This is a genomic window from Pseudarthrobacter sp. NPDC092424, assembly GCF_044754925.1.
GTDB lineage: Bacteria > Actinomycetota > Actinomycetes > Actinomycetales > Micrococcaceae > Arthrobacter.
The window spans coordinates 548439-560800 of record NZ_JBIVQC010000001.1 but is presented as its reverse complement, the minus strand read 5'-3'; the positions used below and the strand labels follow the sequence as shown (position 1 = coordinate 560800).

The window sequence follows — 12362 nt, the reverse complement described above, 5'->3', positions numbered from 1 at the left end:
GCCTTCTCACAAATGGAGCTTCCGCGGCACTGGCCGTATGCTCAGATCATGCCAGCTCCCGCCACCCCGTCCGCCAAACGCAAACCCCCCGTCCCCAAAGCCACCCCGGAGAAGACGGAAACGCTCAAAAAGCTCCGCGCCAACGTGGGGCAGCTGTCCACCACCACCATGCGGGAGCTGGAAAAATCCCTGCCCTGGTATAGCCGGCTCAGTTCGGACGAACGGTCAGCACTCGGGATGGTGGCGCAGAACGGCATCGCCGCGTTCGTGACCTGGTATGAGCGGCCCAGCTCCCCGTCCTGGATCCTGACAGACGTCTTCGGTACCGCCCCCACGGAGCTGACCCGTTCCATCAGTCTTCAAAAGGCGCTGCAGCTGATCCGGATCGTGGTGGAAGTGGTGGAGGACCAGGTTCCGGTGATCGCACCGGAGGCGGACCAGCCCTCCCTGCGCGAAGCGGTGCTGCGGTACTCGCGCGAGGTGGCGTTCGCCGCCGCGGACGTCTACGCCCGCGCTGCGGAATCACGCGGTTCCTGGGACACCCGGCTGGAGGCGCTGATCGTGGACGCCATCCTCCGCGGCGAGAACACGGACGCGCTGCGTTCCCGCATCGCCGCGCTCGGCTGGAAGGCACAGGAGCGCTTTACCGTCATGGTGGGCAACTCCCCGTCGGAACCCAGCGCCAGCTATGTCAGCGAACTGCGCCGCATGGCCGGGCGCTACGCCGAAGATGCCCTGGTGGGCATCCAGGGCGACCGGCTCATCCTCATCCTGGGCGGGGTCCAGGACAGGGAAACCGCCTACGTGAAGCTCAGCGAAATGTTTGCTCCGGGACCGGTGGTCTACGGCCCGGAAGCGGGCTCGCTCCTGGAGGCCAGCGGCTCCGCACAGTCCGCCTTCGCGGGCTTGACCGCGGCCCGGGCCTGGCCTGCAGCACCGCGCCCGGTGGCAGCCGACGACCTCCTTCCCGAGCGCGTCATCTCGGGAGACGACGCCGCCCGCAGGTCCCTGGTGAAGAACATCTATCGGCCCCTGCTGGCGGCCTCCAACGGCCTGGTGGAGACCCTGGGCACCTACCTGGAGCTGGGCCATTCACTGGAGGCAACGGCGCGCGAACTGTTCGTCCACGCCAACACCGTCCGCTACCGCCTCAAGCGCGTCTGCGACGTCACCGGGTGGGATCCGCTGCTTCCCCGGGAGGCATTCGTCCTCCAGGCAGCCCTGGTGGTGGGCCGCCTGTCCGCCCCTCCCAGGGCCGCGGCGGAACGTCATCCTTCGCGGAATCAGACCTGACACGTTGTAGACTTCCTACAACCTGACCACGTGAGCTTGGTGCAGACAAACACCGCTGGATCACACCGCAATTTGGAAAGCTGGATACGTGCTTGCAATAGTCTGCCCTGGACAGGGCTCACAGACCCCGGGCTTCCTTGCCCCCTGGCTCGAGCTGCCCTCCGTGGCGGACCAGCTGGCGTCCCTGAGCGACATGGCGGGCATTGACCTGATCGCCCACGGCACCACCTCGGACGAGGAGACGATCAAGGACACTGCCGTGGCGCAGCCCCTGATCGTTGCGGCCGGCCTGGTCGCTGCCTCGGCGCTCTTTGATGTGGAACTCAGCAGCCTGCCGGTCATCCTGGCAGGACACTCCGTCGGTGAAATCACGGCGTCTGCATTGGCCGGCGTGCTCACGGAGAAGGAAGCAATGACGTTCGTCCGCGAACGCGCCAACAACATGGCGGCCGCTGCCGCGGTGACTCCCACGGGAATGAGCGCAGTCGTGGGCGGCGACCCCGCTGAGGTCCTGGCCGCCATCGAGGCAGCGGGCGCCACGCCCGCCAACGTCAACGGCGCCGGCCAGACCGTGGCCGCCGGAACGTTCGACCAGCTCAAGGCGCTGGCCGAAGACCCGCCCGCCAAGGCCCGCGTCATCCCGCTGAAGGTGGCCGGAGCGTTCCACACCAGCCACATGTCGCCCGCCGTCAGCGCCCTGAAGGCGCTCGAGCCGCAGCTTGCCCCACAGGCGCCGCGCGTTCCCCTGCTCTCGAATTACGACGGCGGCGAGGTCACCGATGGCGGTGCCGCCGTCGCCAGCCTCATTGCCCAGGTTTCGCGGCCTGTCCGCTGGGACCTGTGCATGGAATCGCTGGTCCGGCGCGGGGTGACCGGCCTGATCGAGCTGGCACCGGCCGGCACGCTTGCCGGCCTGGCCAAGCGGGGCATGCCCGGCGTAAAAACCGTAGCCGTCAAGACCCCCGATGACCTGTCCGCGGCACTGGCACTCTTCGCAGAACTGGAGGGCAACGCATGAGCGTTCCCACGCTGAAACAGGCTCCCATCCAGGAGTACACCCGGATCCTGGGCCTTGGCGCCTACCGCCCGGACGTCATCGTCACCAACGAGGACGTGTGCCAGTGGATCGATTCCTCGGATGAGTGGATCCGCCAGCGCACCGGCATTGTGACGCGCCACCGGGCCCCTGCAGACGTCAGCGTTATCGACATGGCAGAAGGCGCTGCGCGCGAGGCCTTGGCGAAGGCCGGGATCGAGGCGTCGGAACTGGGCGCCGTCATCGTCTCCACGGTGACCCACCCTTACGCGACACCCTCCGCCGCTGCAAGCCTCGCCGACCGGCTGGGCGCCACTCCGGCTCCTGCCTTCGACATCTCCGCAGCCTGCGCGGGCTACTGCTACGGCATCGCCCAGGGTGACGCACTGGTCCGCTCCGGCACGGCGAAGTACGTCCTGGTGGTCGGAGCCGAAAAGCTTTCCGACGTCATCGACAACCGTGAGCGCACCATCTCCTTCCTCCTGGGGGACGGCGCAGGGGCAGTCGTCATCGGCCCCTCCGATACGCCGGGCATCGCGCCCTCGGTGTGGGGTTCGGACGGCAGCAAGTGGGATGCGATCGGCATGACGCGTTCGCTGCTGGACGTCCGGGACCTGGGGATGGCCGCGCGGCAGTCGGACTCCACCGGCGACCTCGCCCTGCTGGAAGAAGCCCAGGAGCTGTACCCCACCCTCCGCCAGGACGGCCAGACCGTCTTCCGCTGGGCAGTGTGGGAAATGGCCAAGGTGGCCCAGCAGGCCCTCGAAGCCGCCGGCGTGGAAGCCGAGGACCTGGTCGCCTTCATTCCGCACCAGGCCAACATGCGCATCATTGACGAGATGGTGAAGAAGCTCAAGCTGCCTGAAACGGTTACAGTGGCACGGGACATCGCTGACGCAGGCAACACGTCTGCGGCTTCCATCCCGCTGGCCACCCACCGCCTGCTCCAGGAAAACCCCGGACTCAGCGGGGGCCTTGCCCTCCAGATCGGCTTTGGTGCCGGCCTGGTATTCGGCGCCCAAGTAGTCGTCCTTCCGTAGGAACGTCCCCACGGACCGCATCCGCGGCCCGCACCGTTTCCGGCAGTCCCTGCCGGCAATACAAGAAAAGGAGCCATCAATGGCTAGCAACGAAGAGATCCTGGCCGGCCTGGCTGAAATCGTCAACGAAGAGACCGGCCTGGCCCCGGAATCCGTAGAAATGGACAAGTCTTTTACCGAGGACCTGGACATCGACTCCATCTCCATGATGACCATCGTGGTCAACGCTGAAGAGAAGTTCGGCGTCCGCATCCCGGACGAAGAGGTCAAGAACCTCAAGACCGTCGGCGACGCCGTCAGCTTCATCGCCGGAGCACAGGCCTAGTCAGCCTTCGCCGCAAGGCGCCTGCGGGGCTGCCGGTCCGGATTCTCCGGCCGGCACCCCGCTGTCTTTATCCGGCGCACCCTGCGCCGCCCACCAAATGTGCGGGACCCTCCGAAGAACCGGAGACGGACTCCCCATCGACAGAGAGTGATCCCATGACACGCAAAGTAGTCATAACCGGTCTGGGCGCCACCACGCCCATCGGCGGCGATGTACCCACCATGTGGAACAACGCGCTCAAGGGGGTCTCCGGTGCCCGCACCCTGGAGGACGAGTGGGTTGCCCGGTATGAACTTCCCGTCCACTTCGCCGCCCGCTGCAGCACGCCCGCACTGGATGTCCTGAGCCGCGTCGAGGCCAAGAGGATGGACCCCTCCACCCAGTTCGGCGTCATCGCTGCGCGCGAGGCCTGGGCCGACTCCGGCATCACCGAAGTGGACCAGGACCGCCTGGCCGTAGCCTTCGCCACCGGCATCGGCGGCGTGTGGACGCTGCTGGACGCCTGGGACACCCTGAAGGAAAAGGGTCCCCGCCGGGTCCTGCCCATGACCGTTCCCATGCTGATGCCCAACGGTGTCGCAGCCGCCGTCAGCCTGGACCTTGGCGCCCGCGCCGGTGCGCACACTCCCGTCTCCGCGTGCGCTTCCGGCACCGAAGCCATGCACCTGGGCCTGGAACTCATCCGGTCCGGCAAGGCCGACGTGGTAATGTGCGGCGGTGCCGAAGCAGCCATCCACCCGATGCCGCTGGCAGCATTCGCCTCCATGCAGGCCCTGTCCCGTCGCAACGACGACCCGCAGGGCGCTTCGCGCCCCTACGACACGGCCCGTGACGGCTTTGTCATGGGTGAAGGCGCCGGCGCACTGGTGCTCGAGGCCGAGGAACATGCCCTGGCCCGCGGAGCGCGCATCTACGCTGAACTTGCCGGCACGTCCGTCACCGCTGACGCCTACCACATCACCGCACCCGACCCCGAAGGCCTGGGCGCCACCCGCGCACTGAAGGCGGCCATGTTCGACGGCCGCATCCAGCCGGAGGACGTGGTGCACGTCAACGCGCACGCCACCTCCACCCCCGTCGGTGACAAGCCCGAGTACACCGCACTCCGGGCGGCGCTGGGTGGCCACGTGGACAATGTCGCCGTGTCCGCCACCAAGTCCCAGATGGGGCACCTCCTGGGCGCTTCCGGCGCCGTGGAGGCTGTCCTGACCGTGCTTGCCGTTTATGACCGCAAGGCCCCTGTCACCATTAACCTCGAGAACCAGGATCCCGAGATCCCCCTCGACGTTGTGACCTCCGCCCGCGACCTGCCCTCGGGCAGCATCGTGGCGCTGAGCAACTCGTTCGGCTTCGGCGGACACAACGCTGTAGTGGCAGTCCGCAGCGTCTAGTTCCCGGCCGCACCAGGGTTATCCGGGGTATCCGGGACAACGCAGAAGAGGCCCCGCCAGTGAACTGCTCCCCGAAAGTTGGACTGAAAATTCAGTTCTGACTTACGGGGAGCAGTTTCATGCTTAAGAGCAGTTCGCTGTCTGAGGAACAGCGCGATGCCGCGGTGGCGTTGTTTGAGATCGGTTGGGGCTCGAGAGCTGTGGCCACAAGGCTCGGTGTGGGTCGGAAAGCTGTCCTCCGCTTGCACGACAGATGGCGCGTTCGTGGAGATACTGCTCTTGTGACCAAGCCAAGCAGCCGCGTGTATTCATTCGAGTTCAAGCTCAACGCTGTGCAGCGGTATATCGCCGGCGAGACCAGGGCCGCCCTGGCCAAAGAGCTCGAACTGTCCTCGCCACATCTGATAGCCGTGTGGGCGGGGCAGTATCGTGCTCAGGGCGAGGAAGGCCTTCGTCCGAAACCGAAAGGCCGCCCGAGGAAGAATCCAGATACGCCGACGCAGCCGGAACCTGAGCTGCAGCGGCTGCGGCGCGAGAACGAACGGTTGCGGGCAGAGGTGGCCTTCCAGGGAAAAGTAAACGCCTTGAGGGACGAGGAACGGCACTAAAGGTCCGCGCTGTCATCGCTCTCAAGGCTGAACACCGATTGGAAGTCCTCCTGGAGGTAGCCGGGTTAGCCCGGTCCACGTTCTTCTACCACCAGTCCCGACTCAAAGGCCCAGATCCACGGGCGTCCCTAAAGGCCGCTATTACGGAGATTTTCACGAAGAACCACGGCCGGTACGGGCACCGCCGGGTCCATATTGAACTGTTGAAGCAAGGGTGGACTGTCGCCAAGAAGACCGTCCTGAAGCTGATGCGTTCCCTGCGGCTGGTCTGCAAGGTCCGAAGCAGGAAGCGGTACAACTCCTACCAGGGCGAGCAGGGCGTCGTGGCCCCGAACCTGCTGAAACGCCAGTTCGAAGCGGACGCCCCAAATCAGAAGTGGGTCACCGACGTGACCGAGTTCAGCGTCGGTGATCGGAAGCTCTACCTCTCACCGATCATGGACCTTTTTGACCGGCAGATCATCTCCTACGCAATTGGCACCTCACCCAATCTAGAGCTGACCAATGCCTCACTGCGGGGCGCCTTGGCCAGACTAGGGGACGGACAGAAACCCCTCGTTCACTCCGACCAGGGTTTCCAATATCAGCACAACTCCTGGCGCACACTCTTGGCGAACGCCGGCGCCGTCCAATCGATGTCCCGCAAAGCCAACTGCTACGACAACGCCGTCATGGAGAACTTCTTCGGCCACCTAAAGGAAGAGCTCTTCCATCGTGTCCAGTTCCTCAACACCGATGCACTCGCATCAGCGCTGCACGAGTACATGCGCTGGTACAACACCGAAAGAATCTCGAGCAAGCTCAACGGCTTGAGCCCGGTACAGTACCGTGCTCAGATGCTCGCGGCATAGGTCCGTCTTACGACTTCGCCGGCGCATCACTCGGCCTCCCCAATACCTCATCTCCTGCCAAGGAAAACTGGGTTACTGATGCCCCAGGGCTCCAGGGCCCATCCTCATTTCGTTTCCGTAGATTTCGAGGATCGTCTGCGAGACCTGGCCTTGAAAATTATGGTCAGGACTATTGGAAGACCGGCGACAATAGTCTGGACGTATCGAGGATGGAATGAATCGACGGTAGATCCGTCAGTCATCGTGTACGAGCAGTAGAGTCCTAAGGGCAGGAATACGTAGTCTCCTCCCACCGGCGGGGAATTCTCCGGGTTATGAACGGTGCCCTCTGGTAGATGCTTGGTAAGACAGGGTGCGGTAATCGAGTGCTCCAACCGCACCAAGGCACCCCTGTCAACAAGACCGACGAAGCCGTACCACATGATGGATAAAACGGCCGCAAGAAGAAACGGTCGCCATTTTTCTGCCATACCCACCCCCAGGAGGCTGTTCGTTGCGCAACTATCGCACGTCAAGACCCATCTTGTATGTAGATAGCACCGCCCCGAAGCCCGAGTGCCGTTTCAATAGCGGGGTGGTCAGGGACTCTCAGCCTCGAATCGAGCCTGTTGCGACGATCATGAAACCTGACTTCACCCTGCACTGCCTTGGGAAAACCTGCAGAGAGCACTCACTTGTCTGCCATAGAACTTCCAGCAACGACAGAAGTCCCCGTCCCATAAGGGACGGGGACTTCTGTGAAGGGCTGGCCCTTGGCCGCTAAAGTGGAACCCGCACAGTAACGAGTCCAACTTTCGGGGACCAGTTCACAGCCGGCGGGGCCTCTTCTGCGTTATTGCCTGTTGTTGTTTCCTTGCTGGAGGAGGCAGTTGAAACAACGTACGACGGCGGTCAGCCCACCTGGTGCAGCCAGCGCACCGGAGCGCCTTCCGCGGCGTGCCGGAAGGGTTCGAGTTCCTCGTCCCAGGCTTCGCCGAGGGCGAGCGAGAGCTCATGGTAGACGGCTGCCGGGTCGCCGGCACCGGATTCGTAGGCGTACCGGATCCGGTCCTCTGAGACCATGATGTTGCCGTGTACGTCCGTGGTGGCGTGGAAGATTCCCAGCTCAGGGGTGTGCGACCAGCGGCCGCCGTCAACGCCCTGGCTTGGCTCCTCGGTAACCTCGTAGCGGAGGTGGGCCCAGCCGCGCAGGGACGAAGCCAGCTTGGCCCCTGTGCCAGGCGTACCGGTCCACGACAGCTCGGCACGGAACATTCCGGGCGCAGCCGGCTGAGGGGTCCACTCCAGGTCCGTCCGCTTGTCAACGACGGACCCGATGGCCCACTCCACATGCGGACACAGGGCCGTAGGGGCCGAGTGAACAAACAACACACCGCGGGTCATTGCAACAGACATTCCATCCTCCATAGCTCTAGGTACGTCTTCCCCAACGCCCTCAGCCCGGATGGAACAGCGATGCCATTCACCTGCGGTTGCGGTCTTCCGCGATATTCAGCTGTAGATGATCCAAGGTAAAACACCGTCCGGGCTGCCAAGCCGCATGAAGCCTCTGAGCTTCAAGCGGCAGTTGAAAGTTGCCGGACGTGATTCTTATTGTGCCGTACGCCCTGGAATTACGCCAGTGCAATACAGCGCCCTTTCGGGCCTCCCGCTCCCTGGTGCTGTCAGGCGCGGGGATGAGCCTGCTGGTAACTCTTGCGGAGGCGGTCCACAGAGACGTGGGTATAGATCTGGGTGGTGGCCAGGCTGCTGTGGCCCAGGATTTCCTGGACTGCACGCAGGTCCGCGCCGCCGTCCAGCAGATGGGTTGCAGCAGAGTGCCGGAGCGCATGCGGGCCGGAGGCGGAGGTGTCCCCCAGCGCTTCGAAAAGCCCGTGGACCAGGGACCGGACCTGGCGCTGGTCCACGCGGCCGCCGCGGGCGCCCAGGAACAACGCGGGTCCGCTCCCGGCTTTGACGAGCCGCGGGCGTCCCCTGCGGAGCCAGTCATCCAGGGCAACGGCAGCAGGGACGCCATAAGGAACGGTCCGTTCCTTATCGCCCTTGCCGATTACCCGCAGGGTCCGGCGGTCCTGGTCGAGGTCGTCGATGTCCAGGCCTGTCAGCTCACCCACCCGGATCCCCGTGGCGTAGAGCAGTTCCACCAGCGCCCGGTTGCGGACCGCCAGCGGCTCCCCTTCTGCTGCGTCCTGTTCGAGCCCGTCCAGGACCCGCTTCAGCTGCGACTCCTGCAGCACGCCAGGCAGTTGCCGTTCCCGCTGCGGCGCCTTGAGTCTCAGCGCGGGGTCCGCATCGATGCGTTCTTCCCGCAGCGCCCATGCTGTGAAGGACCGGGCCGTCGCGGCCCGGCGCGCCAGGGTGGCCCGGGCGACTCCGGCCTGGCTCAGGGCACCGAGCCAGCGGCGGAACGTCCCGAGCTCAAGGTCCCGGGGATCCGTGCAGCCCTCCCCGGCTGCGAACGAGAACAGGCTGCGCAGGTCGCCCCTGTACGCCCGCAGCGTGTGTGCCGACATGGCCCGTTCTCCCGAGACATAGCGGCAAAAGGCAGCCAGGGAGTCCCCGAGTGCTGCCGGCAACTGGTCTTCTTCCATCCGTCCACTGTCTCAGGCCCCGGTGCCGGACGGGTCCCCGGACACGGCACTCGGCGCGGGATCATTCCCCGCGGCGCATCAGGCGTTGGTCCTGCCGCGTTTCCAGGCACCCCGTTCGGAGACAGCCAGCCCCAGCAGGCCGAGGCGGCCCAACCCGGCCCGCACTGAGTCAGTACCCAGCCCGGCGACCGCGGCGAGCTTTTCCACGGAAGTGGTGGACCGCAAGGGCAGGGCGTCCAGCAGGATGAGGTCCTCGAGGGTAAGCCCGTCCTGCACGTGCGACGCACCTTGCCGCGGTTCCGGCAGGTCCGAGCCGCTGGGCGAAGCCAGCTCTGCGATTTCGGCGGCATCAGTGACGCACACAGCACCGCCGTCCCGCAGCAGGCGGTGGCAGCCGGCGGAATTGGCACTGTGTACCGATCCGGGCACGGCACCCACCGCCCTGCCCAGGGCCTCGGCGTGATGGGCTGTATTCAACGCCCCGGACCGCCACCGGGCCTCCACGACGACCGTCACCGCCGAGAGTGCCGCTATAAGCCGGTTGCGTTGGAGGAACCGGTATCTTGTGGGCGCGGACCCCGGCGGAACCTCTGCCAGGACGGCGCCCTGGTTTGCCACGGCGCGCAGCAGTTCCTCATTGCCGGAGGGGTAGAACCGGTCCACGCCGCCGGCCATCACGGCGATGGTGGGAACAGATCCGCTGGCTCCGGCCAGTGCTGCACGGTGGGCGTGCGCATCGATGCCATAGGCGCCGCCGGACACCAGCGTAAAGCCGCGCTGCGCCAGGGAGTACGCCATGTCCCCCGTTACCGCGGCACCATAGCTGGTGCTGTCCCGGGAGCCGACCAAGGCGATGCTTCGCTCCGCCTGGGGCAACTGCTGTTCATGCCCACGCCACCAGAGGCAGATCGGCTCCTGGATGCCCAGATCGGCCAGCTGTGCCGGCCAGAGGTCGTCCGAGGGGATCAGCAGGCGGCCGCCCAGGCGCGCCATGGTGGCAAGGTCCCGTTCCGGCGCGAGGTCCGGGGCCCGGGGCAGCCAACGTTTCAGACAGGCAGCCAGGCCCGACCAGCCAGCCGCAACACCGTTGTCCGCGAGCAAGCAGCTGATTTCCTGTTCAATTCCGGCGCCGCCGGCCACCTGGCCCGTAGCGATCCGCAGGGCGTCCACGGACCCTGCGGCCTGGACAAGGGCCAGACCGGCGGCGTCCTGGGGCTCCAGGAGCCGGGAAAGTGCCGCGCGGGCAAGCCTTTCAGTGTCCATGGCTGTATCCCTCATGCCGCTGCCGCCGCTGCCTGCCGCAGGCCCAGGGCCTGACCAATGTCGTTGGACTCCGGAGCGTCCCGGTGCCCCAGGTCCGCCAGGGTCCAGGCCAGCCTGAGCACGCGGTCGTACCCGCGCGCCGTGAGGACGCCGCGTTCCAGGGACCGGTCAAGGATCCGCGTGGCGCCTGGGGCCAGGCGGAGATCACCGCGCAGGATGCGGCCCGGCACCTGGGAATTTGTTTCCAACCCGAAGGCCGCCAGCCTGTCCAGCTGCCGGGCGCGGGCTTCCTTGACCCGCCCTGCCACCACGGCAGTGCCCTCCTCGGCTGCGGACTGGCCGAATTCGGCCAGCGAAACCCGTTCGACCCGCAGCTGAATGTCCACCCTGTCCAACAGCGGACCGGAGAGCCGCGCAAGATAGCGGCGCCGCATCATTGGGGTGCAGGTGCACTCAAGACCTTTGCCGGACGCTTTGCCACAGGGGCAGGGGTTTGCTGCCAGCACCAGCTGGAACCTGGCAGGGTACGCGGCGGTCCCGGCCGAGCGGTGGATCACCAGCTCCCCGGATTCCAGCGGCTGGCGCAGTGCATCAAGCACGCGCCGCTCATATTCGGGCGCCTCGTCCAGGAACAGCACGCCCCGGTGTGCCCGGGATGCTGCCCCCGGCCGGGGCAGGCCGGATCCCCCGCCGATAATGGCGGCCGGCGTTGCGGAATGGTGCGGGTTTTCGAACGGCGGCCGCCGCAAAAGCTGCACTGCGGAGGAGGGCAGCCCGCTCAGCGAGTGGATGGCCGTGACCTCCATTGATTCCTGGTCCCCGAGGTCCGGGAGCAGGCCCGGAAGCCGCTCGGCGAGCATGGTCTTCCCGGCGCCGGGCGGGCCAGTCAGCAGGAGGTGGTGGGCCCCGGCGGCTGCAACCTCAAGGGCGCGGCGGGCGTCGCCCTGCCCGGAGACATCTGCCATGTCCGGGACCACCCCGGACTCCTGAGGGCCATCCCCTTCCTGGTCTGCGTCCTCGGGCTCGAAGTCCAGTGCGAGGTCCTGCGGGTTCGCTCCGAAATCGAAGGCGACCCGGGCAAGGGTCCGGTAACCGCGGACGTTGGCCCCGGGAACCAGCGCGGCCTCGGCATAGTTGGCCTGCGCCACCACTATGTCGGGATAGCCGGCCTGGACGGAGGCCATGACCGCCGGAAGGATGCCGCGGACCGGGCGCAGCCGGCCGTCCAGCCCAAGTTCGGCGATGAAGACTGTCCGCCCGGACGGCCTGGTGTCGTTGGCGGCCCGGAGCACGGCCATGGTGACTGCGAGGTCGAATCCGGATCCGCGCTTGGGCAGTGAGGCCGGAATAAGATTGGCCGTGATCTTGCGCCGGCTCAGCGGAATGCCTGAGTTCTTGGCGGCCGAACGGATGCGTTCCTTGGCCTCATTAAGCGAGGCGTCCGGAAGGCCGAGGATCACGAATGCGGGCAGCGTCTGGCCGATGTCCGCTTCAACCTCCACCATGTATCCGTTCAGCCCCAGCAGCGCCACGGAGTAGGTGCGGCCCAGCGCCATCACCCCACCCCCTTGAGGTGCTCCAGCTGCGGCGCGCCGCCGCCGTCGTCCACTACCGCAATAACGTCCACGCGGCGCCGGGGCATCCGCAGCTCCCGGTCACGGCACCAGGCTGTACCGAGGCGGTGGAGCCGGGCAAGCTTGTCAGCCCCCACCGCTTCAAAGGGATGTCCGTAGTCGAGCGAACGCCGGGTTTTCACTTCCGCAATGACCAGGGCGTCCCCGTCCAGGGCCACGATGTCGATCTCGCCTTCAGCGCAGCGCCAGTTGCGTTCCACCACCAGCATGCCCAGCGATTCCAGATAGCCTGCCGCGAGTTCTTCGCCCCGCCGGCCCAGCACGTCTTTGGATTTCATGTCCACCTCCACCACCAGCCTGGCGGGGTGCGGGGAGCAGCGGGCAGGAAAC

12 protein-coding genes are annotated in these 12362 nt (G+C 66.1%); 7 read left to right on the top strand and 5 right to left on the bottom strand.

Annotation, left to right across the window (positions count from 1 at the left end; genetic code table 11):
* Window positions 1–48 precede the first annotated feature (48 nt).
* The 7 genes from ACIQCN_RS02640 (at window position 49) to ACIQCN_RS02610 (ending at window position 6544) form a co-directional block, all read left to right on the top strand.
* Window positions 49–1293 carry a PucR family transcriptional regulator gene (locus ACIQCN_RS02640; protein WP_400603411.1) on the top strand — a complete coding sequence of 415 codons (1245 nt, stop codon included), beginning with the start codon at window positions 49–51 and terminating at the stop codon, window positions 1291–1293.
* A gap of 88 nt (window positions 1294–1381) precedes the next feature.
* A complete protein-coding gene (locus tag ACIQCN_RS02635) occupies window positions 1382–2311 on the top strand; it encodes an ACP S-malonyltransferase (RefSeq protein ID WP_400609271.1) in 930 nt (309 codons plus the stop codon).
* Window positions 2308–3369 carry a beta-ketoacyl-ACP synthase III gene (locus ACIQCN_RS02630; protein WP_400603409.1) on the top strand — a complete coding sequence of 354 codons (1062 nt, stop codon included), beginning with the start codon at window positions 2308–2310 and terminating at the stop codon, window positions 3367–3369. Before ACIQCN_RS02635 ends, ACIQCN_RS02630 begins: the two co-directional genes overlap by 4 nt.
* Window positions 3370–3448: 79 nt before the next feature.
* Complete coding sequence (locus tag ACIQCN_RS02625; protein ID WP_377215979.1) at window positions 3449–3694, top strand: acyl carrier protein; 246 nt, start codon at window positions 3449–3451, stop codon at window positions 3692–3694.
* A 155-nt stretch (window positions 3695–3849) separates the two neighbouring features.
* Window positions 3850–5085: a beta-ketoacyl-ACP synthase II gene (gene fabF / locus ACIQCN_RS02620; RefSeq protein ID WP_400609270.1), complete on the top strand. Its 1236-nt coding sequence runs from the start codon at window positions 3850–3852 to the stop codon at window positions 5083–5085.
* 281 nt (window positions 5086–5366) lie between these two features.
* Entirely contained in the window at window positions 5367–5693 is a 327-nt protein-coding gene (locus ACIQCN_RS02615; protein WP_400609268.1) for a helix-turn-helix domain-containing protein, read from the top strand.
* 38 nt (window positions 5694–5731) lie between these two features.
* Window positions 5732–6544, top strand: coding sequence for an IS3 family transposase (locus ACIQCN_RS02610; protein ID WP_400609266.1), 813 nt, complete (start codon window positions 5732–5734; stop codon window positions 6542–6544).
* An 891-nt stretch (window positions 6545–7435) separates the two neighbouring features.
* Here the strand turns inward: ACIQCN_RS02610 and ACIQCN_RS02605 are convergent.
* The 5 genes from ACIQCN_RS02605 to ACIQCN_RS02585 all read right to left on the bottom strand — a co-directional run bounded on the left by ACIQCN_RS02605 (window position 7436) and on the right by ACIQCN_RS02585 (window position 12310).
* On the bottom strand, window positions 7436–7939 hold the full coding sequence (locus tag ACIQCN_RS02605) for a DUF3145 domain-containing protein (protein ID WP_400603407.1): 504 nt from the start codon (window positions 7937–7939) through the stop codon (window positions 7436–7438).
* 269 nt (window positions 7940–8208) lie between these two features.
* A complete protein-coding gene (locus ACIQCN_RS02600) occupies window positions 8209–9135 on the bottom strand; it encodes a tyrosine recombinase XerC (protein WP_400603406.1) in 927 nt (308 codons plus the stop codon).
* A gap of 78 nt (window positions 9136–9213) precedes the next feature.
* Entirely contained in the window at window positions 9214–10398 is a 1185-nt protein-coding gene (gene dprA, locus ACIQCN_RS02595) for a DNA-processing protein DprA (protein ID WP_400609264.1), read from the bottom strand.
* An 11-nt stretch (window positions 10399–10409) separates the two neighbouring features.
* Complete coding sequence (locus ACIQCN_RS02590) at window positions 10410–11954, bottom strand: YifB family Mg chelatase-like AAA ATPase (protein WP_400609263.1); 1545 nt, start codon at window positions 11952–11954, stop codon at window positions 10410–10412.
* Window positions 11954–12310 (bottom strand): YraN family protein, encoded by a 357-nt coding sequence (locus tag ACIQCN_RS02585; RefSeq protein ID WP_400609261.1) that lies wholly within the window; start codon window positions 12308–12310, stop codon window positions 11954–11956. The genes ACIQCN_RS02590 and ACIQCN_RS02585 overlap by 1 nt, the downstream gene beginning before the upstream one ends.
* Window positions 12311–12362: the final 52 nt, after the last annotated feature.